Here is a 24,930-nt window from a genome sequence, read left to right as displayed (position 1 = left end):
TATCAGTGCAACTTTGAAGACAGGGTAGAAGTGTCTTCTCCCTTGCGTCAAGACAGCAGACCTGTCCTGATTGCCCACCGGCCGACCGGGCAAGGATCTGTCCCCACGCGTGTGGGGGAACCCGGTTGCCGATGATGCCGACCGTCGTGGCGAAGGGCCTATCCCCACGCGTGTGGGGGAACCCCGGTGAAGCCGCTCGGCTATGACGGCGAGCAGGGCCTATCCCCACGCGTGTGGGGGAACCTTTTCGAGGATCGGGAGCAGCAGGTTGACGTAGGGCCTATCCCCACGCGTGTGGGGGAACCCAAGACAACCCGGCGCGATTAGTGGCACCGCAGGGCCTATCCCCACGCGTGTGGGGGAACCGATGGCGAGCCGTGGAAATTCGCGGACGGGGTGGGCCTATCCCCACGCGTGTGGGGGAACCTGTCGCCGCTCCTCGCGCACCTCGCCTCCGGCGGGCCTATCCCCACGCGTGTGGGGGAACCTGATCGAGATAGCGCCGCGCCGGTCCATAGGTGGGCCTATCCCCACGCGTGTGGGGGAACCTCGTAGACAGATGGTCCGCCAGCCGCTTCGGGGGGCCTATCCCCACGCGTGTGGGGGAACCTCGGCACAGCGGCGCCGGTCAATCGGCTCGACGGGCCTATCCCCACGCGTGTGGGGGAACCGATGCGCCGGGCACTGAGATCGCAACGCGGACGGGCCTATCCCCACGCGTGTGGGGGAACCCGCTCGGGGGCAGTGTTTCGCAGACGTGCGCGGGGCCTATCCCCACGCGTGTGGGGGAACCGGCCCGAGCGCCACGCGCGGCTCGACGGTCAGGGGCCTATCCCCACGCGTGTGGGGGAACCTGTCTGCATTGCTCCCTCACCGGGCGGTGGATGGGCCTATCCCCACGCGTGTGGGGGAACCTGCCTTCGCCAAGCGGAGGAGTGCCGCCTGATGGGCCTATCCCCACGCGTGTGGGGGAACCAACGGAGGATGACATGACAGCGGAAGGGGCAAGGGCCTATCCCCACGCGTGTGGGGGAACCTGGCAGTCCGGCCGGCTGGTGTCCACCAGGTTGGGCCTATCCCCACGCGTGTGGGGGAACCGCTCTGCAAGACGACTATCACCCGGTCGTGGAGGGCCTATCCCCACGCGTGTGGGGGAACCAGCGCCTCGCACATCAGCACGAAGCTTTCCATGGGCCTATCCCCACGCGTGTGGGGGAACCGCGGCGTGGCCGACGCGGGGCTTCTCGCCGACGGGCCTATCCCCACGCGTGTGGGGGAACCCCTATAGCGGAGTGCCTACATGTGCTTGTCCTGGGCCTATCCCCACGCGTGTGGGGGAACCTCGATAGCGCGGAACAGACGTATCTGTTCCTCGGGCCTATCCCCACGCGTGTGGGGGAACCGAGCAGGGCGCGGTGGAGGCGGAGCCGGGCGGCGGCCTATCCCCACGCGTGTGGGGGAACCGAGCAAGAGAGATGAAAGACGACACGAACCACGGGCCTATCCCCACGCGTGTGGGGGAACCGGCGTAAGGCGAGCCCAGCAGGCTCCCAGCGAGGGCCTATCCCCACGCGTGTGGGGGAACCACCCGGAAGTGATCCCGCCCACGACGCCGGTGGGGCCTATCCCCACGCGTGTGGGGGAACCTGTAGGCACCTCTGCGAGAGAGCTTCGCGAGGGGCCTATCCCCACGCGTGTGGGGGAACCGACGCCAATATCGCTCTCGCTCTGCGGGACGTGGGCCTATCCCCACGCGTGTGGGGGAACCGACAGTGCTCTGCTCGACAGCGACATGGCTGGGGGCCTATCCCCACGCGTGTGGGGGAACCTGTGGCGAAACATAGCCCCCACCAACTGTGAGGGGCCTATCCCCACGCGTGTGGGGGAACCGTAAAGGTGATGCCGCTGTCGTCTCCAACCGAGGGCCTATCCCCACGCGTGTGGGGGAACCCCTAGGGCCCAAGAGGTTGACTTTCCTCGACAGTGTCAAAGAACACCGGGTGGCCGGTTTGAAAAGCGAGGGGCAGGCCCCGCGCGCGGCAAGTCTATCGGCGGGCTCCGGCCGGGGTCAAGCTGGCCGCGTACCGTGCCAGTGGCACCGTGCCAGTGCCGGTACGTCCCGCGCGCGTCAAAACTCCAGCAGGGCGTTGTCGATCACCTCCTTCATCACGAAGAAGGTGCGGGTCTGGCGGGTGCCGGGCAGGGCGATCAGCTTGTCGCCGTGCAGGCGGTTGAAGTCGGCCATGTCGCGCACGCGGATCTTCAGCATGTAGTCGAAATCGCCGGCGACCAGATGGCAGTCGAGGACGAAGGCGAGCTTGCGCACCGCCGCCTCGAATTCGCTGAAGCTCTCCGGCGTCGAGCGGTCCAGCACCACGCCGACCAGCACCAAGGAGCCGCGCTCGACCTTCTCCGGGGCGATCATCGCGCGCACGCCGCGGATATAGCCTTCGGCGAACAGCCGCTGGGTGCGCCGGTGACAGGTGGCCGGCGAGGTGTTGGTGCGCTGCGCCAGTTCCGCATTGGTCAGCCGGCCGTCCTCCTGCAGCAGCTTGAGGATCTTCAGGTCGGTGCGGTCGAGGCGACCTGCCGTGGAAGGATCTTTCATTTTTTGTCTCTTGATCGAAAGCTTACGGGGTATACCGGCGCTTTCATGCGGTTTTGATGGATGTTCAGGCCTTGAATTAGAGAGCACATTTCACGGCTTCGTTGCTAGCTTTTTCGCCGGTTCCACAAGGCCCGCAACGGGCCCCTACCGGCGAGGACAGGCATGCTCGGGAAATTCGAACGCTATCCGCTCACCTTCGGCCCCACTCCCATCGAGAAGCTGGAGCGGCTGAGCCAGCATCTGGGCGGCAAGGTCGAGATCCATGCCAAGCGCGAGGACTGCAACTCGGGCCTCGCCTTCGGCGGCAACAAGCTGCGCAAGCTGGAATATATCGTGCCGGACGCCATCGCCAGCGGTGCCGACACGCTCGTCTCCATCGGCGGCGTGCAGTCCAACCACACGCGCATGGTGGCGGCGGTGGCGGCCAAGATCGGCTTCAAGTGCCGCCTGGTGCAGGAAAGCTGGGTGCCGCATGAGGACGCGGTCTATGACCGGGTCGGCAACATCATGCTGAGCCGCATCATGGGCGCGGACGTGCAAATGGTCGACGAGGGCTTCGACATCGGCATCCGCCGGAGCTGGGAAGAGGCGATCGCCGAGGTCGAGGCCTCGGGGGGCAAGCCCTACGCCATCCCCGCCGGCGCCTCGGTGCACAAGTATGGCGGCCTCGGCTATGTCGGCTTTGCCGAGGAAGTGCGGGCGCAGGAAGAGGCGCTCGGCTACAGGTTCGACTATATCGTCGTGTGCACGGTGACCGGCTCCACCCATGCCGGCATGCTGGTCGGCTTTGCCAAGGACGGGCGCGCGCGCAACGTCATCGGCATCGACGCCTCGGCAACCCCGGAGCAGACCCGCGACCAGGTCTTCGAGATCGCCTCGCGCACGGCGGAACTGGTCGAACTCGGCCGGTCGATCGAGAAGGACGACGTGGTGCTGGTGGAAGATTATGCCTATCCGATCTACGGCGTGCCGTCGGACGAGACCAAGGAGGCGATCCGCCTATGCGCGCGCCTGGAAGGCATGATCACCGACCCGGTCTACGAGGGCAAGTCGATGCAGGGCATGATCGACCTGGTCAAGAAGGGCTATTTCCCGGAAGGCTCCAAGGTGCTCTACGCGCATCTGGGCGGCGCCCCGGCGCTGAACGGCTACGGCTACACGTTCCGTAATGGCTGACGGGCCGCAACGGCTGACGGGCCGCAACGGCTGACGGGCCGCAGCGGCTGACGGGCCGAAGGGCTGGGGCGTTCCCGGTCCTGGGATGAACGGCGGACAATGGGCGGGCGCGGGACGAGGGTTCCGCGCCCGTGCGCGTGTCGGGGACCCGAGCGAGGCCTGCGAGACGGGGCGGGAGAGGGGCCGGATCAGGTGCGCCCGGGTCAGGTGCGCTCGGATCAGGCCTGGCCGATGCCGGAGAGATAGCTGACGAGGTCGGTCTCGGAGGTGGTCGGGCGGCCGAACAGATAGCCCTGGGCGAGATCGCAGCCATAGTGGCGCAGGAAGGCGAGCTGCTCGCGGGTCTCGATCCCTTCGGCGACGACGTCCATGCCGAGCGACTTGGCAAGGCTGATCACCGTGCGCACGATCACCGCGTCGTCGGCATCGGTCTCGATGTCGCGGACGAAGGACTGGTCGATCTTCAGCCGGTCGACGCGGATGCGCTTGAGATGGGCGAGCGAGGCATAGCCGGTGCCGAAATCGTCGAGCGCGATGCGGGTGCCGAGCCCGCGCAATTCGCGCAGGGTCAGCGCGATGCGCTCGGAGGAGCGGCCGAGAATCACCGTTTCCGTCACCTCGATCTCCAGCCGCTGAGGCGGAAAGCCGTAGTCGCGCAGGGCGGCGGCGATGCTGGCGGCGAAGTCCGGCTCGCGAAGCTGGGCGGCCGAGACATTGACGGAGATGGTGCCGGGGTCGATGCCGGTGTCGGCGAGCCGGCGCGCCAGGCTCAGCGTGCGGGTGAGCAGCAGCCGGCCGAGCGGCACGGCAAGGCCGGTCTCCTCGGCCAGCGGAATGAATTCGGCCGGCGAGATCGCCTGTCCGTCCAGCGTCCAGCGGGCCAGCGCCTCGAAGCCCTTGTGACGGCCGCTGCCGGCCTCGACGATGGGCTGGAAGGCGACGCGCAGCGTGTCGGCGACGATCGCCCCGCGCAGCGCCTCGGCCAGGCTCTGGCGGCGTTCGCGCACCGCGCTCAGCGCCCGGGAAAAGAACACATGGGTCTGGCGCCCGGCGGCCTTGGCCTCGAACAGGGCGATGTCGGCGTGTTTCAGCAAGGTGTTGGGCGTGTCGCCGTCGCGGGGGAAGAGCGCGACGCCCATGGAGACGGTGGTCGAGAGGTCCCGCCCGTCGATATGGACATTCTGGGACAGGCGCGCGTCGATGCGGGCGATGGTGTCGAGCACGGCCTGCTCGTCGGAGATCCGCGGCATGACCACGACGAATTCGTCGCCGCCGATCCGCGCGACGACGTCGTCGCGCCCGGCGCTTTCGGTCAGCCGCTCGGCGGTGGCGCGCAGGAAGATGTCGCCGGCATCGTGGCCGAGCGTGTCGTTGATGTCCTTGAAATGGTCGAGATCGATCAGGATCAGCGCGCCGCCGGCGCGATCGGCAAGGCGCTGGCGCAGGGCCGTTTCGAGGCGGCGGCGCAGCAGGGTGCGGTTGGCAAGGCCGGTGAGCTCGTCGCGCTCGGCAAGCCGGCGGATCTCCTCGTCCTTCCTGCGCTGCTCGGTGACGTCGAGAATGACGGAGTGCCAGACCGTGTCGCCATTCGCCTCGCGATGCGGCAGGCCGCGCCCCTCCAGCCACTTGAAGCGGCCGGACGGCGTGGTCAGGCGCCAGATATAGTGCCAGGGCTTGAGGCTGCGCGCCGAGTCCACCACAGAGGCCCGCATCGGCGGCACGTCGTCGGGATGGATCATGTTCCAGATCGGCGTCGGATCGGTGTTGATCACCTCCGCCGGGAGCTCCCAGATGCCGATGCAGCCCGGCGTCATGTCGAAGATCTGGTGGGTGCCGTCGGTGCGCAGGCGATAGCGGAAGATCGCGCCGGGGATGTTCTCGGTCAGCGCCCGGAAGCGGGCCTCGCTGGCCTGCAGGTCGGCATAGGCCTGGATCTGCGCGGTGATGTCGGTGACGGTGATGTTCCAGGCATCGCCCGGCAGGTCCGGGCGGGGAAGGCCGCGGCCGACCACCCATTTCTCGGAGCCTTCGGTGCGGATGCGGAAGGTCGCCGACCACTCCGTCCGGCCTTTCCCGGCCTCGCGCAGCCGGTCGTGGAGATGGGGCAGGTCGTCGGGATGGATGCGGCGCCACAGGCGGCGCGGGCACTTGCCGATCTCCGGCAGGGACAGGCCCCACAGGGCTTCGCTGCTCTCGCTGAGATAGTCGATCTGGAACCCGCGCGAGGGGGTGCGCGACAGGCGCATGATGGCCACGGGCAGGAGATTGGTCAGCATCAACCGTGCCGCCGGGTTGTCGAGCGCTGGCGCTTGCGCGCTGCTGCGCTCATTGGATCCCGGTTTCGCCGATGTACTCGTCACGACTTCCGTCCGGCTCTTTCGCTGACATTCACCGGCCGTCACCGATCGGCGGATACCGACCGGCGGACGCCGACCTGACCTGTCGATGGTGCGGCGAACGGTTGCAGCCGCCAGCGCGCCACGGCCCCTCCGATGCGCGCCTGACGAGTGTAAGTCCATTATACGCATAATGAAAATTGATAATTCTGCCGCCGGGCCCGCTGATTTGGTTTTTGGTATACGCGCGTCTTACGCTGCACTTGCGCTCGCAAATTGCAAATCTCGCGCTGCGCGAGCCGGTGGACAGGCGGCCGCAGCACGCGGCTTGCGATTGCCCTGCGCCGTTGGCCAGCGCATGATCGGCGCATGATCGCGGACGGACTTCTGGCGCTCGGCGGGGTCGGGCTGTTCCTCACAGGCATGGTGATTCTGACCGACGGGCTGCGGGCGCTGGCCGGCGGCTCGCTGCGGCGCACGCTCGCCCGCATGACCGACAGCCCGGCCAGCGGCGTGCTGGCGGGCGCCGGCTGCACCGCCGTGCTGCAGTCGTCGAGTGCCACCACCGTCACGGCGGTGGGCTTCGTCGGCGCCGGCCTGATGACCTTTCCGCAGGCGCTCGGCATCGTGCTCGGCGCCAATATCGGCACCACCGCCAAGGGCTGGGTGGTGGCGCTGGTCGGCTTCAAGCTGGATCTCGGCATGGTGGCCCTGCCGCTGCTGTTGGCCGGCGCCCTGCTGCGGCTGCTGGGGCGGGGGCGGATGGCGCAGGCGGGCTGGGCGCTCACCGGCTTCAGCCTGCTGTTTCTCGGCGTCGACGCGCTGAAGGACGGGCTCGCCGCCTTCCAGGGCGTGGTGACGCCGGAGAGTTTTCCCGGCGACACGCTGTTCGGCCGGCTGCAATTGGTCGGCATCGGCATCCTGGTGACGCTGGTCACCCAGTCGTCGAGCGCCGGCGTGGTGATGGCGCTGGCGGCGCTCGCCGCCGGGTCGATCTCGCTGCCGCAGGCGGCGGCGCTGGTGATCGGCATGGACATCGGCACCACCGCGACGGCGCTGCTCGCCTCGCTCGGCGGCTCGGTGGCGATGCGGCGCACGGGCGTTGCCCATGTGGTCTACAACCTGATGACGGCGACGCTCGCCTTCGCGCTGCTGACGCCGTTCTCGATTCTGGCCGCGGGCGGCGGCGGCGGGGCGGGCGATGCGCAACTGGCGCTGGTCGCCTTCCACACCGGCTTCAACGTGCTCGGGGTGCTGGTGATCCTGCCCTTCGCCGGGACGTTCGCCAGGGTCATCGAATGGATGGTGCCGGACCGTCAACCGCTGGCCGCCGGGCGGCTCGATCCGGCACTGCTGGCCGAACCGGCGGCAGCGCTCGATGCGGCCGGGGTGAGCGCGCGCGAGCTTGCCGCCGGCCTCTTCACGGTGGTGGCGGACAAGCTGGAGGCGGACGAGCCGGACGCCGGCAATGGCCGGCTGGACGAGGTTGCGGCGGGCATTTCCGCCCTGCGGACCTATGTCGACGGGCTGCGCACCGACCGGGGCGACCGGGCGGCGCATTCGCGCAACCTGTCGCTGCGCCACGCGCTCGACCATCTGTCGCGGCTGTCGGCGCGGGCGGGGGAGGACCGGCGGATCACCGGGCTGCACGACGACGCGCGCCTCGGCCGGCGGGCGCACCTTTTGGCCGGCCTGGCGCGGCTGGCGGCGGGCCAGCTTTCGGACATGAGCAAGGTGGGCGCGCAGGGCGGCGGGGAGAGCGGCCGGCTGCCGGCGGAGGCGCGGCTCGCCCGGTTCCAGCACACCTTGCGCAAGCAGAGCGACCGGCTGCGCGCCGGGGCGATCGATGCCGCCGCGGCGCGCGAGATCGACGCGGAAACCGCGCTGGCCCGCCTCGACGGGCAGAGATGGCTGGCACGGGTCGCCCATCACCAGTGGCGGATCGTACGCCATCTCTCCCGCGTGTGAGGCCGGCGGCTGCCTACCAGCTCACGCCTTCGTCGGCGTAGAACGGGAACGGGCCGCGATGGCTCTCGACATAGGCCAGGTGGCTGACGACGCCGCTGTCTTGCGTGTGGCGGTGCAGGAAGAAGGCCGGCGGCTCCATGACGAACTGGCCTTCGCCCCGGTCGGCGAGGTCGAGAACCACCTGATGGGCGGTGCTCGGGCACAGGGTCATGATGGTGTTGCCGACAGCGGCGACGATGGTGCGATGGACATGGCCGCACATCACGCGCTGAACATGGGAATGCCGGGAGATCACCTCGGCGAAGGCATCGGAATCGGTGAGGCCGATCCTGTCCATATGGCCGATGCCGGTGCGTGCCGGCGGGTGGTGCAGGGCGATGAGCGTCGGCCGGTCGCTGGCGGAGAGCGCCTGATCGAGCCAGGCGAGCTGCGCCTCGCCGAGCGTGCCGTGGGGCGCGCCGGGCACGGCGCTGTCGAGCGCGACCAGGCGCACATCGCCGATATCGACGGCATAGTGCATCTTGCCGTTCTCGCCCTCGTTGATCGGGCCAACACCGATCAGCGTCTCGCGCATCATCGCGGTCGAATCGTGGTTGCCGGGCAGCACATAGACCGGCGCCTTGATGCGGGAGATCAGCCGCTGCACGCCGGCATATTCGCGCAGGTCCGGGCCGTCGGCGAGATCGCCGGTGATCACCACGGCGTCGGGTTGCGGGTCGAGCGCGTTCAGCGCCTCGACGGCGCGGCGGGCGAGCATGTTGGTTTCGCTGACGCGGTAGCAGGCCAGTCCGCTCGGGCGCACATGCAGGTCGGTGATCTGGGCGATCAGGGTCATCAAGGTCTCCGTGAGGCAGTCGGGATGCGGGGAACGCGCTCGTCCGATTTAACGGATGTCCTGCGTCCGCGCGAGAGGAAGAGGAATGCGGCGGGATGCCGTGCGCGTGGACGGTTTCCCTTTTGCCCGCGCTCCTGTAGGAAACGCGCGAGAGGGCAACGCGGCCGCACGCCAGGCGGCTCTAGCAGGCGATCTTGACATGACGGATACACCGGCCGGTCAATCCACAGATACTCCGACGCGCAATCCGGGGACGCCGGAGGGCGCGTTCACGGGCATGTTCGCCGGCACCTTCACCGGGCGCTTCTCCGGCGCCGGCGGGCGCTGGCTGCGCCGGCTCGGCCATCGCGGCCTGGCGCCGCTGGCGCTGCTGCTGCTGTCGCTGGTGGTCTTCCTGCCCGGCCTTGTCCAGGTGCCGCCGCTCGACCGCGACGAGCCGCGCTTTGCCCAGGCTTCCAAGCAGATGCTGGAGAGCCGCGACTTCGTCGACATCCGCTTCCAGGAGGAGGCGCGGCACAAGAAGCCGGTCGGCATCTACTGGCTGCAATCGGCGGCCGTGGAGATCAGCGGGCTCGGCTCGAACGCGCCGATCTGGGTCTACCGGCTGCCCTCGCAGCTCGGCGCGGTGCTGGCGGTGCTGCTGACCTACTGGTGCACCCGCGCCTTTGCCGGGCCGGTGATCTCGCTGTTCGCCGGGGCGCTGACGGCGGTAACGCTGCTGCTGGGGGTCGAGGCGCGGCTGGCGAAGACCGACGCGATGCTGCTGGCGACGATCCTGGCCGCGCAAGGGGCGCTGGCGCGGATCTGGCTCGACCGGGCGGGCGGCTGGCACAAGGGGCTGGCGGCGATCTTCTGGGCGGCGATGGCGCTGTCGGTGCTGGTCAAGGGGCCGGTCGGGCCGCTGGTCTCGGGCCTGACCCTCGTCGCGCTCTGCCTCGTCGGGCGCGAGGTCCGCTGGCTGAAGCGGCTTTATCCGCTGCCGGGCCTTGCCCTGTTCGTGCTGCTGGTGCTGCCGTGGTTCATCGCCATCGCGCTGCAGTCGGGCGGCGCCTTCTTCGCCGAGGCGGTGGGCAAGGATTTCCTGGCCAAGGTCGGCTCGGGCCAGGAGAGCCACGGCGCGCCGCCGCTGACCCATCTGGCCGCCGCGCTCGCCACCTTCTGGCCGCTGCCGGCCTTCACGCTGCTGGCGCTGCCGATGCTGGCGGGCCTGCGGCGCGCCCCGGCGGTGGTGTTCCTGCTGTGCTGGATCGTGCCGTCCTGGCTGGTCTTCGAACTGACCGCGACCAAGCTGCCGCATTACACGCTGCCGCTGCTGCCGGCCATCGCCATCCTGACGGCGCTGCTGCTGTCGCGCCTCGACGAGGCGGGCGAGGTGCCCGGCAAAGCCTGGCGGATCGGCGCGGCGGCGCTGTTCATCATCCCGGTCGCCGGCGTCGCCGTGGCCAGTCTCGCGCTGGCGCCGCTGCTCGGCGTCTGGCCGTCGCCGCCGGGAGTGGTGATCGCGCTGATCGCGCTGGTGCCGGGGCTGGCGGCGATGCGCCATCTGGCGCGCGGGGCCGCCGTGGCCGCGCTGCCCTCGGCGCTGGGCGCGGCGATCCTCGTCATCATCGCCACCTGGGGCTTCACCCTGCCGGGCCTGTCGCCGATCTGGATCAGCCCGCGGCTGGCCGAGACGGTGCGCGAGGTCGCCGACTGCGACGCCCCGCAGGTGACCAATGTCGGCTTCAACGAGCCGAGCTACATCTTCCTGCAAGGCACCGACACGCTGCCGGCCTCCGTCAAGGATGCCGCCGGCTTCCTGATCGCGGGGCGCGGGGCACCGGCACGCGGCGAGCGCTGCCGGGTGGCGGTGGTCGAGGGGCGCGAGGAGCGCAATTTCCTCGACGCGATGGCCGAGCAGGGCTTTGCCGGTGCCGAGCCGGCGATCCGGCTGCAGGGCTTCAACATCAATGGCGGCAAGCGGCTCGATTTCGGCATCTACCGCGCCGCGGACCTGTCCCAATGACGGAGATACGCATGCAGGACCGGGCGGGGCTGGCGCCGGGCGAGACGGGACCTTCCGGGCAGGCGAGGGCGTGGGTGCTGCGCCACTTGCTGCGGATGAAGGGCAATGCGCTGCGGGTGCGGGCGATCCTGCGCGGCCGGTCGCGGCGCGCGGCCGGGGCACGGCGGGCGCTGCGGCCCGGACACCGGCCGCAGGACGTGCTGGCGGTGATGCTCCTGACCGTCGGCATTGCGGCGATCGCCCTCGACATTCCGACCTATCCCTGGCTGCGGTCGCTGCCGGACGAGTACAAGCAGGCCTTCTCCGCCATCACCGACCTCGGCAAGGGCCACTGGATCCTGTGGACGACGGGGCTCTACTGCCTGCTGACGCTGGCGCTTGACTGGGACCGGCTGCGCTTCCGGATGCGCGCGGCGCTGGCCACCGTGTGGACCCATGCGGCCTTCATCTTCACGGTGGTGGCGGCGAGCGGGATCGCCGTGCTGCTGCTGAAATGGCTTCTCGGCCGGGCCCGCCCGAAGCTGTATGAAGAGGTCGGGCCGGTGTATTTCGACGTACTGTCGTTCAAGGGCGCCTATACCAGCTTTCCCTCCGGCCATTCGACGACGGTTGCCGCCTTCGCCACGGCGCTGGCGCTGATCTTCCCGGCCTATCGCTGGCTGATCGCGGTCTGTGCCTTCTGGATCGCCTTCAGCCGCATCATGGTCGGCGCGCATTATCCGAGCGACGTGATCGCCGGAACCCTGCTCGGCCTGACCATCGCGCTGGCGATGGGGCGCTGGATGGCGCGCCGGCGTCTCGGCTTCCATTTCGACGAGCACGGCGCGATCGAGCCGATCGCCGGACGGCGGAGCGCCGGGCTGGCGCTGGCGGGGCTGTGGCAGGGGGCGACCGGCCGGCGCGGCTGGCGCCGGGCGGTGCCGGTGCCGATCCTTTCCGAGACCCGCAAAGAGGCGGACTGACCATGACGGCTTCCACATCCGGCGCCAGCGCGCCGGAGACCGCGGTTCCGGAGATCCCGGCGCCGGAGATCCCGGCGCCGGACATCTCGGTGATCGTGCCGGCCAAGGACGAGCGCGACAACCTGCCGGAACTGATCGAGGAGATCGCCGCGGCGCTGGACGGGCGCGGCTTCGAGGTGATCGTCGTCGACGACGGGTCGGGCGACGACACCGGCGAGGTGCTCGCCGAGCTGATGCGCAGCCGCCCGTTCCTGCGCGCCCTGCGGCATGCGGTGTCCTGCGGCCAGAGCGCCTCGGTGCGCAGCGGGTTGCAGGTGGCGCGCGGCGCGGTGGTGGTGACCATCGACGGCGACGGCGAGAACGATCCGGCCTATATCCCGGCGCTGATCGCCGCGCTGGAGGCGGCCGGCGACGGCGTCGCGCTTGCCGCCGGCCAGCGCACCGGGCGCAAGGCAAGCTGGGCGAAGCGGCAGGCCTCGCGCCTTGCCAACGGGCTGCGCGGGCGGCTGCTGAAGGACCAGACGCGCGATTCGGGCTGCGGGCTGAAGGCGGTGCGGCGCGAGGTGTTCCTGCGGCTGCCCTATTTCGATAGCTGGCACCGCTTCCTGCCGGCCCTGGTGCTGCGCGAGGGCTACGGCGTCACCCATGTCGACATCGTCGACCGGCACCGCCGGCACGGCACTTCCAAATACGGCATTCTCGACCGGGCGCTGGTCGGCGTGCTCGACCTTTACGGCGTGTGGTGGCTGCGCCGCCGCCGCAAGCGGGTGCCGCAGGTCAGCGAGATCACCGTTCGCGACCGGGCGATGCCTGAGGAAACAGGGATATGACTGGCATGCTGAGCGATCTTCTCGCCTGGTTCCATCTGGTGTTCATCCAGCGATTCGACGGCTGGGTGGCGCTCGGCTTCGTCGCCCAGGCGATGTTCATGATGCGCTTCGTGGTGCAGTGGATCGCCTCGGAGCGGGTCGGCCGGTCGATCGTGCCGGTGGCCTTCTGGTTCTTCTCCATCGCCGGCGGCAGCCTGTTGCTGGTCTATGCGATCCAGGCCGGCGACCCGGTGTTCATCGCCGGGCAGGGGCTGGGGCTGGTGATCTACTTCCGCAACATCTGGCTGATCTTCCGCGAGAAGCGGCAGGACCCGAACATCTGAGGCGAGCGAGAGGGCGGGAAGCCGCCCCCTCGCTTGGCGCCAACCGAGGCTGCCCGGCTCAGCCGCGCAGCGCCGCGAAGCCCGCTTCCAGGTCGGCGCGGATGTCGGCGGTGTCCTCCAGGCCGATATGCAGGCGCACGCTGGGGCCCCCGGTCGGCAGCGGCGTTGCCGTGCGCGCGCCCTTGAGCCGCACCGGAATGGCGAGGCTCTCGAAGCCGCCCCAGGAATAGCCGAGGCCGAACAGCTCCAGCGCATCGAGGAAGGCGTGGCTCTGCGCCTCGCTGACGCTGTCGACGAAGTCGAAGGCGAAGAGGCCGGAGGCGCCGGTGAAATCGCGCTTCCAGATGGCATGGCCCGGATCGCTCTCCAGGGCGGGATGGCGCACGCGGGCGACCTCGGGGCGCTCTTCCAGCCAGCGGGCGATCTCCAGACCGTTCTCCATGTGCCGGCGCAGGCGCACCTCCAGCGTGCGCAGGCCGCGCAAGGCCAGATAGACGTCGTCCGGCCCGACATGCATGCCGAGCGCGCCGTGGGTCTCCTTCAGGCGCGGCCAGGCCCGCTCGCTCGCCGCCACCGTGCCGAGCATCGCGTCGGAATGGCCGATCAGATATTTGGTGCCGGCCTGCACCGACAGGTCGACGCCATGGCCGATGGCATCGAAGAAGACCGGCGTTGCCCAGGTGTTGTCCATGATCACCAGCGCGTCGCGCGCATGGGCGACACTGGCGATCGCCGGAATGTCCTGCATCTCGAAGCTGAGCGAGCCCGGCGCCTCGGTCAACACCGCGCGGGTGTTGGGCCGGAACAGCGCCTCGATGCCGGCACCGAGCGCCGGGTCATAATAGTCGACGGCGACGCCGAAGCGGGTGAGGGTGGTGTCGGCGAAGTGGCGCGTCGGGCCATAGGCGCTGTCGGTGATCAGCACATGATCGCCGGCCGACAGGCAGGACAGCAGCGCCACCGCGACCGCATTGAGCCCCGAGGCGGCAAGACGCACGCCGGCCGCGCCCTCCAGTTCGGCGAGCGCCTCTTCCAGCGCGTCGGTGGTCGGATTGCCGCGCCGGGCATAGTGATAGGTCTGGCCGCCGGACAGCATGGTCGCGCAGTCCGGAAACAGCACGGTGGAGGCGTGAACCACCGGCGGATTGACGAATCCGTGGAACGCACTGGGCTCCCGACCTGCGTGAGAGAGCTTCGTGGCAAGACCACGGGCGCGGTTCGACTGAGACGCAGACATGCACTACCTTTCGCGGGATGTTGACTGGATTTTCAGATAGCGAAAAATTTTTCGCAAATCGTACCTTACGGTGCGTCGGGCTCTTGACCCTTAGCGATAAATGCCATCGAATGCACTCATGAGATGACGGTGGCATTTCCGATGGCCAGATAACAACAAGGCTGCGGACATGCCGGGAGGGGGTATCCTGTGCCGACACTGCTTTTCGCAGACGCAACATGGCCGCATCCTGTATCCCGCGCGCGTGATCTCGAAAAAACCCAGAATAGACAGGGCAAAAGAGAAGGCTGCATATCCATGACGCATAAACTGCTTCCGATCGTGCTCGGCGCGGCGTTCGGCCTGACGGCCACCGCTGCGTCCGCCGCGACGCTCGACGACGTCAAGGCGAAGGGCTTCCTGCAGTGCGGCTCCAACACCGGCCTCGCCGGGTTTGCCGCTCCGGACGACAAGGGCGAGTGGACCGGCATTGACGTCGAGATGTGCCGGGCCATTGCCGCGGCGATCTTCGACGACGCCAACGCCGTCAAGTTCACCCCGCTGACCGCCAAGGAGCGCTTCACCGCGCTGCAGACCGGCGAAGTCGACGTGCTGGTGCGCAACACCACCTGGACGATGAGCCGCGACACGACGCTCGGCCTGAACTTCACCGGCGTCAACTACTATGACGGCCAGGGCTTCATGGTCCGCAAGTCGCTCGGCGTCTCCTCGGCGCTGGAGCTGTCGGGCGCCTCCGTCTGCGTGCAGACCGGCACCACCACCGAGCTGAACCTGACCGACTACTTCCGGGCCAACGGCATGGAGTACAATCCGGTCGTGTTCGAGAAGCTCGAGGAGGTGAACGCCGCCTACGACGCCAACCGCTGCGACGTCTACACGACCGACGCCTCGGGCCTCTACTCGATCCGCCTGCAGCTCACCGATCCGGGCGAGCACATGGTGCTGCCGGAGATCATCTCCAAGGAGCCGCTCGGCCCCGCCGTGCGCCAGGGTGACGACCAGTGGTTCAACCTGGTGAAGTGGGTCCACTACGCCATGCTGAACGCCGAGGAACTCGGCGTGACCTCGGCCAATGTCGAGGAGATGAAGGGGTCCGAGGACCCGAACGTGCGCCGCCTGCTCGGCACCGAAGGCAACTTCGGCGAGTCGATCGGCCTCAGCAACGACTGGGCGGCCCGCATCATCAAGCATGTCGGCAACTACGGCGAAGTCTTCGACAAGACCGTCGGTCCGGAGACCCCGCTCGGCATCGCCCGCGGCGTGAACGCGCTGTGGTCGAAGGGCGGCCTGCAATACGCTCCGCCGATCCGCTAAGACGATGACCGGACCCGGCGCGATCCTCGCGCCGGGTTCTTCCGCTGTGGTCACCCGCATCCGAAGGTCGTCCCGTTTGGCGGCAGGCTCGCAACGAGCCGGATGAAAAGGGCGACCGGCAAGTTTACGGTTCCGGTGCGGTTCTCGAGTTTGACAGACGCTCTGGCGGTCGCCGCCAAACGAGGCGTGGTTCAAAGTCGCCACACCGGGATGCACACCACGTGACCGAGTTCGGAACACCGGACCGGCCAGGCCCGAAAACGGGCCGGTGATTTAGGGGTTGCGCTGAGAACAGCGGATTTCGGGTAACGCTGAACACAGCGAACCGGCGAGGGGAACCTGTCTGACATGACACCTGCAAGCTCTGCCGAGCGCGAGCAAGCAGGCGGCGGATCCGGCGCATCCTGGTTCTACAATCCGCGCGTGCGCGGCATTGTCTTCCAGGTCCTGGTCGTCGCCTTCCTTTTGGGGATGCTTGCCTACTTCGCCCAGAACGCGAAGATCAACCTGGAACGGGCGGGGATCGCCTCCGGCCTCGGATTTCTCTCCGAGCGCGCCGGCTTCGACGTCTCCCAGTCGCTGATCCAGTATTCCAACGACAGCACCTATTTCCGCGCCTTCCTGGTCGGGCTGTTCAACACCCTGCTGGTGGCGGTGATCGGCATCGTGATTGCCACGGTGCTCGGCTTCATCGTCGGCATCGCGCGGCTGTCGAAGAACTTCCTGATCCGCCAGATCGCCACCTGGTATGTGGAGATGCTGCGGAACATCCCGCTGCTGCTGCAATTGCTGTTCTGGTACAAGGCGGTGCTTTCCGTGCTGCCCTCGCCGCGCCAGTCGCTGGAGCCGATATCGGGGGTCTATCTCAACAATCGCGGCCTGATCCTTCCCGAGGTGATCGGCCAGCCGGGCTCGTCCGCGATTCTCTGGGCGCTGCTTGCGGCCATTGCCGCCTCCATCGGCATCTCCCGCTGGGCGCGCAAGCGGCAACAGGCGACCGGCCAGCAGTTTCCGAGCGTCTTCGTCGGGCTCGGGCTGATCATCGGCCTGCCGCTGCTGGTCTTCCTGGTCACCGGCATGCCGGTGGACCTTGCCTATGCGGAACTGGCGGGCTTCAACTTCCGCGGCGGCGTCGTCATCATCCCGGAATTCATGGCCCTGCTGCTGGGCCTTGCGCTCTACACGGCGGCGTTCATCGCCGAGATCGTCCGTGCCGGCATCCTCGCCGTCTCGCACGGCCAGACCGAGGCGGCCTATTCGCTGGGTCTGCGGCCCCGGCGCACCCTGCAGCTCGTCATCATCCCGCAGGCGATGCGGGTGATCATTCCGCCGCTGACCAGCCAGTTCCTCAACCTGACCAAGAACTCCTCGCTGGCGGTGGCCATCGGCTATCCGGACCTTGTCGCGGTGTTCGCCGGCACGGTGCTGAACCAGACCGGCCAGGCGGTGGAGGTGATCATCATCACCATGCTGGTCTACCTGACCCTGTCGCTGCTCACCTCGGGCTTCATGAATTGGTACAATTCGCGCATGGCGCTGGTGGAGAGGTAGGGCGATGAGCGTGTCGAAAATCGCCTATGTGCGAACCGACGAGGCGCCGCGCATGCCGCCGCCCGTCTCCGAGACCGGGGTTGTCGGCTGGGTCCGGCAGAACCTGTTTGACAGCGTCGGCAACGCCATCATGACGGTGCTGGGCATCGCCATGCTGGCCTTGATCCTGCCGCCGACGATCAACTGGCTGTTCATCGACGCGGTGTGGACCGGCTCGAACCGGGAGGCCTGCGTCGTGGAAGGGGCGGGGGCCTGCTGGGCCTTCGTCAACGCCAAGTTCGCCCAGTTCATGTATGGCCGCTACCCGATCGCCGAACGCTGGCGGGTGGATCTCACCGGCCTGCTGCTGATCGCCGGCCTGGTGCCGGCGGCGATCCCGCGGGTGCCGTTCAAGCGTGAAACGGTGCTTTACCTGCTCGTCGTCTTCCCGATCGCCGGCTTCATCCTGCTGACCGGCGGCAATGTCGGCCTCTCGGGCAATTTCTGGATCGGCCTCGCCGTTCTGGCGGCGCTGTCGCTGGCCGTGGTGGCGCTGATCTGCCGGAATGCCGGGATCGCGCCGGCCTCGCCGCTGACGGTGGTCGCCGGCTTCTACCTGGCGCTGGCACTGGTCTTCGCCGTCATCTCTTACGATTTCGGCCTGAGGTCGGTGGAGACCCAGCTCTGGGGCGGGCTGCTGGTGACGCTGGTCGTCGCCATCGTCGGCATCGTCGCCTCCTTCCCGCTCGGCATCCTGCTGGCGCTGGGACGGCGGTCGAAGCTGCCGGCGGTCAAGCTGGTCTCGGTGATCTTCATCGAGTTCTGGCGCGGCGTGCCGCTGATCACCGTGCTGTTCATGTCCTCGGTGATGCTGCCGCTGTTCCTGCCCGACGGGGTCAACTTCGACAAGCTGCTGCGGGCGCTGATCGGCGTCGCGCTCTTCGCCTCCGCCTATATGGCCGAGGTGGTGCGCGGCGGCCTTCAGGCGATCCCGAAGGGGCAATACGAGGCGGCCGACGCCATGGGCCTGTCGTTCTGGCAGGGCATCGGCCTCGTCATCATGCCGCAGGCGCTGAAGCTGGTCATTCCGGGCATCGTCAACACGTTCATCGGCCTGTTCAAGGACACCAGCCTGGTGCTGATCATCGGCCTGTTCGACCTGCTCGGCATCGTCTCGCTGAACTTCTCGGACGCCAACTGGGCCTCGCCCAACACGCCGGCGACGGGCTTCGTCTTTGCCGCCTTCGTCTTCTGGATCTTCTGCTTCGGCATGTCGCGCTATTCCATCTACATGGAGCGCCGCCTGCACAGGGGCCACGCGCGCTGACGCGCGCGGCCCCGCGAAGCCGACACACTGTTTGGAGCTGGTCATGACTGAAAACGCTATCGACGCTGCCGAGATCCATGCGAACCGCAGCAAGATGACGGTGTCGGAGACCGACGTCGCCATCGAGATCACCAACATGAACAAGTGGTACGGCGAATTCCACGTGCTGCGCGACATCAACCTCAAGGTGATGCGCGGCGAGCGCATCGTCATCTGCGGCCCGTCCGGGTCCGGCAAGTCGACGATGATCCGCTGCATCAACCGCCTGGAGGAGCACCAGAAGGGCTCGATCATCGTCGACGGGATCGAGCTGACCGACGACCTCAAGAAGATCGACGAGATCCGCCGCGAGGTCGGCATGTGCTTCCAGCACTTCAACCTGTTCCCGCATCTGACGATCCTGGAGAACTGCACGCTGGCGCCGATCTGGGTGCGCAAGATGCCCAAGGCCAAGGCCGAGGAAATCGCCATGCACTACCTGGAGCGGGTCAAGATCCCGGAGCAGGCGAAGAAGTATCCGGGCCAATTGTCCGGCGGCCAGCAGCAGCGCGTGGCGATCGCCCGCTCGCTGTGCATGAGCCCGAAGATCATGCTGTTCGACGAGCCGACCTCGGCGCTCGATCCGGAGATGATCAAGGAAGTGCTCGACGTGATGGTCAGCCTCGCCGAGGAGGGCATGACCATGCTCTGCGTCACCCACGAGATGGGCTTCGCCCGCCAGGTCGCCAACCGTGTCATCTTCATGGATGCCGGCCAGATCGTCGAACAGAACGAGCCGGAGCCGTTCTTCACCAATCCGCAGCACGAGCGGACCAAGCTGTTCCTCAGCCAGATCCTGCACTGACGCCGGGTCGCCTGGCGCTGTCGGGGGGCGGCGCCGGGTGCTCGCCATGCAGATGGGGGGCATCGGGGAACGGAGAAGGCGCGGGCCGCAAAGCCCGCGCCTTTTCCGTTTTGCGGGCCGCGAGCCCGCGTTTTTTTGTTTCGGGGGGCCGCAGGGCCCGCGCCGCCACCTTCGCTTAACCGCGCCGGTCAGGCCGGCTGCAGGCGGTCCATCAGCAGCTTGAAGACATCGACGGGCCGGTACGGATAGTCGAGGAAGCCGTCGATGCCGGTCTCCATCAGGCCGGCGCGCAGCGAGTCGTTCATGCTGGCGGGCGCCAGCAGCACCATCTTGCCCTGCGGCGGGCGCACCCCCGTGCGGGTCATGTATTGCAGGAAAAAGTGGACGATCTTGCTGTAGACCAGCAGGACGATGTCCTGGCTGTCGAAGTTGTAGCTCTTGTGCTTCAGCTTGTCCTCCGGCACCAGGGTGATCTCGCAGCCCAGTTCCTCCAGCGCCGCGCGGATCGGCTCGATGACCTTCGGTATGCCGCTGATGATGGCGACGCGCAGCGGGCCGCGCGACTGCCGGGTCTGGCGGATGGCCTGCTCGATCTGCATGAGCTGCGCCCGGTGCGCGCTGTTGATGCGGTCGACCTCCTTCAGCCGCGCCTCCACCGTCGCCAGCAGCATGTCGAAGTCGAGCGGCTTGGTCAGGTAGTCGTCGGCGCCGAGCTTCTTGCCCTTGATGATGTTCTCGCGCGTGGCAAGGGCGGTGAGGAAGATGAACGGCACGCGGATGAGCTGCGGCAGCTCCCTGCGGACGCAGGACAGGAGTTCCGGCCCGCTCATCACCGGCATCATCATGTCGCACAGGATCAGGTCCGGCGTCTGCCGTCGCAGGCAGTCCAGCGCCTCCTTGCCGTTGCCGGCGCCGAGCACCTCGTAGCCGGCGTCCTGAAGTTCCTCCTGCAGATCGTCCAGCAGCAGCGTCTCGTCCTCGACGCACAGGATCCTCGGCTTGCGGGTCATCTGACGGCCTCCTTTTCGGTGACGGTTCCGGCGCGGGCGGGGGTGCGGGGCAGGCGGATCTCGACGACCGTGCCGCTGCCCACCTCGCTGGTGACGGTCAATCGGCCGCGATGCTCGGACACGACCATGTCCGTCATGTGCAGGCCGATGCCGGTACCGGGAATGCCACTGGACGTGGACGCCCGGTAATAGCGGTTGAAGATCTTCGGGATCTCGTCGGCCGGAATGCCGAGGCCGTCATCCTCGAAGCGCAGGACGGCGAAGCGGCCCTCGGTGAAGCCGCGCACCCGCACCTCGCTGCGGCCGGGCGAATATTTGATGGCGTTGGACAGGATGTTGCCGACGCATTGCTCGATCAGCCGGCTGTCGATACTGGCGCTCTCCGGCAGCCGATCGACATCGATGTCGATCCGGTGGGTGGCGCAAAGCCCCTGCTGGCGGCGGCAGATCTCCTCGATCATCTGGCGCAGCGGCGTGGCCTTGCGCTGGATCTCCAGCGTTCCCGACTGGTGCTTGGTGAAGTTGAGGAAGCGGTTGATCAGATATTGCATCCGGTCGACCGATTCCCGGATGTTGGCCAGGCGCTTGACCAGGGCTTCGGTGTCGGGCATCGGCTCGGGGACCAGCTCGACATAGCGGTCGAGCAGACGGCGCAGCCGCTGGGCGTTGCTGTCGATGATGGCGAGCGGGGTGCGGAACTCGTGCGAGGCCATCGACACGAACTCGCGCTGCATCTCGTTGATGTGCTGCTCGTTGCGCAGCATCTTGACCAGCTTGTCGGTGTGCTGCTGCAGCGTCCGGTGCTGGATCTTGTAGGTGGTGATGTCGGCGAAGCGGTAGATCAGCGTGCCGTTGTTGCCCGTCGCACGGCGGCTGACGCGAAACCAGCTATCGCCGAAGGCGAACTCGCAGGGGATCTCCGGATCGTCCTCCAGGCCCTCGAGGGCTTCGGCCAGGCCAGCCGGGCCGAGCCGCTGCATCACCTCGACGATATCGGCATTGGCGTCCTTCCAGGGGGTCTCGCTGGGGAACAGCCGGTCGAACGTGTCGTTGGTGAGCATGATGCGGCCGTTGTCGCTGACGACGACGAGGCCGTCATTGACGGCATTGATCGTGCTGACCAGGAGGTCGCGCCCGCGCCGCAACTCGGCGGTGCGTTCCTCCAGCCGCTCCTCCAGGATGTCGCGCGCCTCGGCGACGGCGTCGTTCCGCCGCCGCGCCTCGGTGACGTCGGTGTAGATCGTCACGAAGCCGCCGTCCGCCATCGGCGTGCCCTGGACCCTGAGCACCGTGCCGTCGGGGCGCGGGCGCTCAAAGTCGAACATCTCCCGGCTGAGGGCCAGGGCAAGGCGCTGGCGCACATGCTCCTCGGGGTCGCCGGGACCGTATTCGCCGCGCTGCGCGACGAAGCGCAGGACTTCTTCCAGATCGGGGGTGCTCTCGATCAGCTCCTGCGGCAGGTCGAGCAGCCGGCAGGCCGTCTCGTTGACCAGAACCAGGCGCAGTTGCGGGTCCATCACGGTGATCCCCTGGTGCATCGTCGCCAGGAGATGCCGGAGTACGGCGCTTTCGGAGCTTCCCTTCCGGATGAAATGACGCAAGTGACAGCCTCATCGTCGAGTTGGTCCTTCCCGAAATACAGTCTGAACAAAACTCGCGGTGATTCTAAGCGGAAACCGTCATCTGGCTTAACAATGTCTTTTTTGTTCCCTAGGGGAAATACTGAGTTTCATTAGGTTCCAGCGCCGGCCGCTCGGGTCGCCGCGGTCCTTCCTCAGCGGGGCGGCAGCGCGACCGCCTCGGCCGCCGCGAGCGTGTTTGCTTCCAGTCTCCCGGCGAAGGCGAGGGCCTCCTCGAGCGGCATGGCCCTTGCGTAGAACCAGCCCTGGATGATGTCGACGCCGCAGGCGGTGACGAGGTCGGCCTGGTCCTGCGTCTCGACACCTTCGGCGACCACCTTGTAGCCGAGGTCGTGGCACAGGCTGGTGAGCTTGCGGTAGACGATGCGGCCGCGCTCGTCGGCGGCGCTGAGCAGCAGCGAGCGGTCGAACTTGACGGTGCCGACCGGCAGGTCCGCCAGCAGGTTGAAGTTGGAGTGGCCGGCGCCGAAATCGTCGATGGCGACGCTGAGGCCGGCATCGGCGAGGCGCTGCAGGTTGTCGACGATCGCCGGATCGTTGCGCAGGCCCCGCTCGATGATCTCGAAGCTGACCGGCATGCCGGTGAAGGCCCGCACCAGCCAGTCGACCGCGGCGCCGTCGGCGATCGTGTCGGGATGCAGGTTGACGCAGAGCACCATGTCGCGATCCGTCTGCAGCAGCACGGGCAGGTCCTGCAGCACCTGGCGGCAGACCCAGCGGTCGATCAGATGGGCAAAGCCGGCGTTTTCCAGCGTTTCCAGGAAATACGGGCCGACGAAGCCGCGCCCCTCGACCCAGACGCGCAGCAGCGCCTCGAAGCCGATGCAGGCGCCGGTGCGTGCGTCGATCTCCGGCTGGTAATGCAGGGCGAGCTGGTTCTCGCGCACGAAGTCGACGGCGTCGCGGGCGGCCTCGCTGTTGCGCAGCAGCGCCGATTGCTGGTCGAGCACGGTGCGGCCGTGCTGGCGGCGCAGATGGTCGTCGAAATCGGCGCCGTCATTGAGCAGTGCTTGGTCCTGGACGCCGCCGCGGGCCCGTCCGTAGCGCAGCACGAAGGGCGCGTAGAGCAGGGTGCTCATCGCCAGCAGGCCCATCTGCAGCAGCACCGTCCAGGCCTCGCCGGTCTGCAGGTAGACGTTGAGGAACAGCGGCGTCACCCAGGGGACCTCGGCTGAAAAGGCGGTGAGGCCGATCTGGGTGATCGCGGTCATGGCGACGACCTGGCAGGCGATCGGCACCAGCACGAAGGGCGGCAGCAGGCGCAGGTTCAGCACGATCGGCAGGCCGAAGACCAGAACCTCCGAAATGTTGAACAGCGTGAAGGGCAGGGCGACGAGGGCGATCGAGCGCATGTGCGGGTGGCGCGAGAACAGCAGGATGGCCAGCGCCAGGCCGAGGGTGGTGCCCGATCCGCCGAGATTGACGAACGAGGTCATGAACATGTCGCGCGTCAGGCCGCCGACGATCTCGGCCGAGCCGAAGTCCGGCGGCACGGCGAGATAGGCGAGGTTGGTGCCGTGCAGGCCGAAGAACCAGATGGCCTGCGAGCCGGCGAGATAGAGCGTCAGCGCCAGTTCCGAACCGAAGCCGAGAAAGCTCGGAGCGAGCCAGCCATAGGCGATGGCCGCCGCCTCGTGCAGCAGGTTCAGGAGGCCGAGCGTGGCGATGAAGCCGATCAGCGCCGGCAGCGCCATGTTGAGCGCGTTCTGGAGGTTGTAGCTCAGCGCACCGTGCTGGAGGCGCGGGAACGGCAGCCGGGCGCAGGCGCGCAGCATCAGCAGCGCCAGCAGCGGCGCGACCACCGCGTTGAGGGAGGCAAGGGCCGTGGCCTGCGGATTGCTGATCCCGGTGGTGCCGTAGCTGTCGAAGAAGAACACGGCGAGCGCCAGGGCCGCGCCGGTCACCCGGTCGATCCTGAACAGGATGGAGAGCTGGTAGGCCACCGAGATCGCCAGCACCACCGGCATGGCGATGTCGAGCACATTGGTGACCTCGGCCAGCGTCTCCGGCGGCAGGAAGGGGATGGCGAGCCCGCTATACAGGAGCGCGAAATCGATCAGCCGCAGCGCCGAGATCAGGACGATGATGGGCACCAGCGCGATGAACGCTTCCTGCAGCGAGAACCGTATATTTTCGGCGAAACCGAGAAACGATTTCATCATTCGGCGTCCATTTCCCGCTGCGGACCCGATCTTGCGGTCCAGCCAACTCGGCAGCGAGCCTAAACAGCCAATCGTTAATGCGTTCTGCATGACCGCCGGCTGGCTGCCGTTCTTCACTGCTTCCTCCGGTGCCGGTGGGGGGGCGTGTCGCTCCGTCCGCGTCCTACCTGCGAGGGTGGGCGCGTGCCCGCCGTTCCGCCCCCTCGCGCCTGCCTCTCCCGGCGTCTTGCCGGACGAGGCCGAAGGCCGACGATCCGGGACCGGAGAGCCACGAACGTTCGTGGGGATGGCCGGGAGCGTTTCGGGCAGGCCCTCGGCTCGCCGGTCCCGGCTCGGCGCTGACGCGCCGTCCGGGAGGACGCGGGGAGGGGCTGTGCCGGAGGATGAAGGGGGTCAGGAACGGACACGGCAAGCGCCGTCAGGCGGACGTGAGACGAAAGGCGTTCGCTCCATTCCACGGCTGTCATACCTGCGAAGGCAGGTATCCAGTATCCGCTGGGGCTGCATGATTGTGCGAGGGCAGCAGCCTCCGACCGCCCGGCGGTAGCGCCGAAGCTTGATCCTCGCGACCTGTGGTTACTGGGGCCCGGTCTTCGGCTTCACTGAGACCGGGACGACAGGCTGAGCGTGGGGTTCGCGCGGGCGCGTCCTCGCCGCCGCTCTGGCAGCCAATAGGCCCCGGCGCGCGCTGCGCTTGGCCGGGGTTGTTTGTTTGCATTGGTGGTAGAGTTTGGGTGGTCTCCCGGACACACCCGTCCGGGAGACCAGCGGCCGGCGACCGTGCCGGGGTCGGGTTTGCACCCGTAGTCATCAAGGTTCCCGG

At 67.9% G+C, this 24,930-nt stretch carries 17 protein-coding genes and 1 CRISPR repeat array; of the genes, 10 read left to right on the top strand and 7 right to left on the bottom strand.

Features of this window, described 5'->3' with window-relative positions; all coding sequences use genetic code 11:
* Positions 1–93 precede the first annotated feature (93 nt).
* Positions 94–1,951: direct repeats of the CRISPR family, unit length 29 nt; unit sequence GGGCCTATCCCCACGCGTGTGGGGGAACC.
* Positions 1,952–2,128: 177 nt separating this feature from the next.
* A complete protein-coding gene (locus P2PM1_RS22265) occupies positions 2,129–2,608 on the bottom strand; it encodes an Lrp/AsnC family transcriptional regulator (RefSeq protein WP_186389333.1) in 480 nt (159 codons plus the stop codon).
* Between the two features lie 162 nt (positions 2,609–2,770).
* Here P2PM1_RS22265 and P2PM1_RS22260 point away from each other — a divergent pair, with 162 nt between their 5' ends.
* Positions 2,771–3,784 (top strand): 1-aminocyclopropane-1-carboxylate deaminase, encoded by a 1,014-nt coding sequence (locus tag P2PM1_RS22260; RefSeq protein ID WP_186400604.1) that lies wholly within the window; start codon positions 2,771–2,773, stop codon positions 3,782–3,784.
* 218 nt (positions 3,785–4,002) lie between these two features.
* Here the strand turns inward: P2PM1_RS22260 and P2PM1_RS22255 are convergent, their stop codons facing one another.
* Positions 4,003–6,144 carry a bifunctional diguanylate cyclase/phosphodiesterase gene (locus P2PM1_RS22255; protein ID WP_186400603.1) on the bottom strand — a complete coding sequence of 714 codons (2,142 nt, stop codon included), beginning with the start codon at positions 6,142–6,144 and terminating at the stop codon, positions 4,003–4,005.
* Between the two features lie 345 nt (positions 6,145–6,489).
* Between P2PM1_RS22255 and P2PM1_RS22250 the strand changes: the two genes are divergently transcribed.
* Positions 6,490–8,088: a Na/Pi cotransporter family protein gene (locus P2PM1_RS22250; protein ID WP_186400602.1), complete on the top strand. Its 1,599-nt coding sequence runs from the start codon at positions 6,490–6,492 to the stop codon at positions 8,086–8,088.
* A 13-nt stretch (positions 8,089–8,101) separates the two neighbouring features.
* Here the strand turns inward: P2PM1_RS22250 and P2PM1_RS22245 are convergent, their stop codons facing one another.
* On the bottom strand, positions 8,102–8,923 hold the full coding sequence (locus P2PM1_RS22245; protein ID WP_186389337.1) for a phosphodiesterase: 822 nt from the start codon (positions 8,921–8,923) through the stop codon (positions 8,102–8,104).
* Between the two features lie 199 nt (positions 8,924–9,122).
* On the opposite strand from P2PM1_RS22245, the gene P2PM1_RS22240 reads away from it, so the two are divergent.
* Genes P2PM1_RS22240 through P2PM1_RS22225 form a run of 4 tightly spaced genes read left to right on the top strand, consistent with a single transcriptional unit; the run spans position 9,123 to position 13,043 of the window.
* Positions 9,123–10,928 (top strand): glycosyltransferase family 39 protein, encoded by a 1,806-nt coding sequence (locus P2PM1_RS22240; RefSeq protein ID WP_186400601.1) that lies wholly within the window; start codon positions 9,123–9,125, stop codon positions 10,926–10,928.
* The gene (locus P2PM1_RS22235; protein WP_208985385.1) at positions 10,925–11,890 is read left to right on the top strand and encodes a phosphatase PAP2 family protein; all 966 of its coding nucleotides are present in this window, start codon (positions 10,925–10,927) and stop codon (positions 11,888–11,890) included. The genes P2PM1_RS22240 and P2PM1_RS22235 overlap by 4 nt, the downstream gene beginning before the upstream one ends.
* Before the next feature lie 2 nt (positions 11,891–11,892).
* Positions 11,893–12,720, top strand: coding sequence for a glycosyltransferase family 2 protein (locus P2PM1_RS22230; RefSeq protein ID WP_186400600.1), 828 nt, complete (start codon positions 11,893–11,895; stop codon positions 12,718–12,720).
* Positions 12,717–13,043 carry a lipid-A-disaccharide synthase N-terminal domain-containing protein gene (locus tag P2PM1_RS22225; RefSeq protein ID WP_186389340.1) on the top strand — a complete coding sequence of 109 codons (327 nt, stop codon included), beginning with the start codon at positions 12,717–12,719 and terminating at the stop codon, positions 13,041–13,043. Before P2PM1_RS22230 ends, P2PM1_RS22225 begins: the two co-directional genes overlap by 4 nt.
* Before the next feature lie 58 nt (positions 13,044–13,101).
* Here the strand turns inward: P2PM1_RS22225 and metC are convergent, their stop codons facing one another.
* Positions 13,102–14,280, bottom strand: a complete 1,179-nt coding sequence (metC, locus tag P2PM1_RS22220; protein ID WP_186400599.1) for a cystathionine beta-lyase — start codon at positions 14,278–14,280, stop codon at positions 13,102–13,104.
* 297 nt (positions 14,281–14,577) lie between these two features.
* On the opposite strand from metC, the gene P2PM1_RS22215 reads away from it, so the two are divergent.
* From P2PM1_RS22215 to P2PM1_RS22200, 4 genes are all read left to right on the top strand, one after another.
* On the top strand, positions 14,578–15,594 hold the full coding sequence (locus P2PM1_RS22215) for an amino acid ABC transporter substrate-binding protein (protein ID WP_186389342.1): 1,017 nt from the start codon (positions 14,578–14,580) through the stop codon (positions 15,592–15,594).
* A 348-nt stretch (positions 15,595–15,942) separates the two neighbouring features.
* A complete protein-coding gene (locus P2PM1_RS22210; protein ID WP_186389343.1) occupies positions 15,943–17,145 on the top strand; it encodes an amino acid ABC transporter permease in 1,203 nt (400 codons plus the stop codon).
* A gap of 4 nt (positions 17,146–17,149) precedes the next feature.
* Positions 17,150–18,451 carry an amino acid ABC transporter permease gene (locus P2PM1_RS22205; protein ID WP_186389344.1) on the top strand — a complete coding sequence of 434 codons (1,302 nt, stop codon included), beginning with the start codon at positions 17,150–17,152 and terminating at the stop codon, positions 18,449–18,451.
* 43 nt (positions 18,452–18,494) lie between these two features.
* Positions 18,495–19,295: an amino acid ABC transporter ATP-binding protein gene (locus P2PM1_RS22200; protein WP_371328866.1), complete on the top strand. Its 801-nt coding sequence runs from the start codon at positions 18,495–18,497 to the stop codon at positions 19,293–19,295.
* A gap of 188 nt (positions 19,296–19,483) precedes the next feature.
* On the opposite strand, the gene P2PM1_RS22195 is transcribed toward P2PM1_RS22200, so the two are convergent.
* From P2PM1_RS22195 to P2PM1_RS22185, 3 genes are all read right to left on the bottom strand, one after another.
* Complete coding sequence (locus P2PM1_RS22195) at positions 19,484–20,305, bottom strand: response regulator (RefSeq protein ID WP_186400598.1); 822 nt, start codon at positions 20,303–20,305, stop codon at positions 19,484–19,486.
* Positions 20,302–21,906, bottom strand: a complete 1,605-nt coding sequence (locus P2PM1_RS22190; RefSeq protein ID WP_186400597.1) for a PAS-domain containing protein — start codon at positions 21,904–21,906, stop codon at positions 20,302–20,304. The genes P2PM1_RS22195 and P2PM1_RS22190 overlap by 4 nt, the downstream gene beginning before the upstream one ends.
* 173 nt (positions 21,907–22,079) lie before the next feature.
* A complete protein-coding gene (locus P2PM1_RS22185; protein WP_186400596.1) occupies positions 22,080–24,107 on the bottom strand; it encodes an EAL domain-containing protein in 2,028 nt (675 codons plus the stop codon).
* Positions 24,108–24,930 lie beyond the last annotated feature (823 nt).

The organism is Stappia sp. P2PMeth1 (assembly GCF_900185735.1).
In the GTDB taxonomy this organism is placed as follows: domain Bacteria; phylum Pseudomonadota; class Alphaproteobacteria; order Rhizobiales; family Stappiaceae; genus Stappia.
The sequence above is the reverse complement of the archived record's forward strand: the minus strand, read 5'-3'. Positions and strand labels throughout refer to the sequence as shown.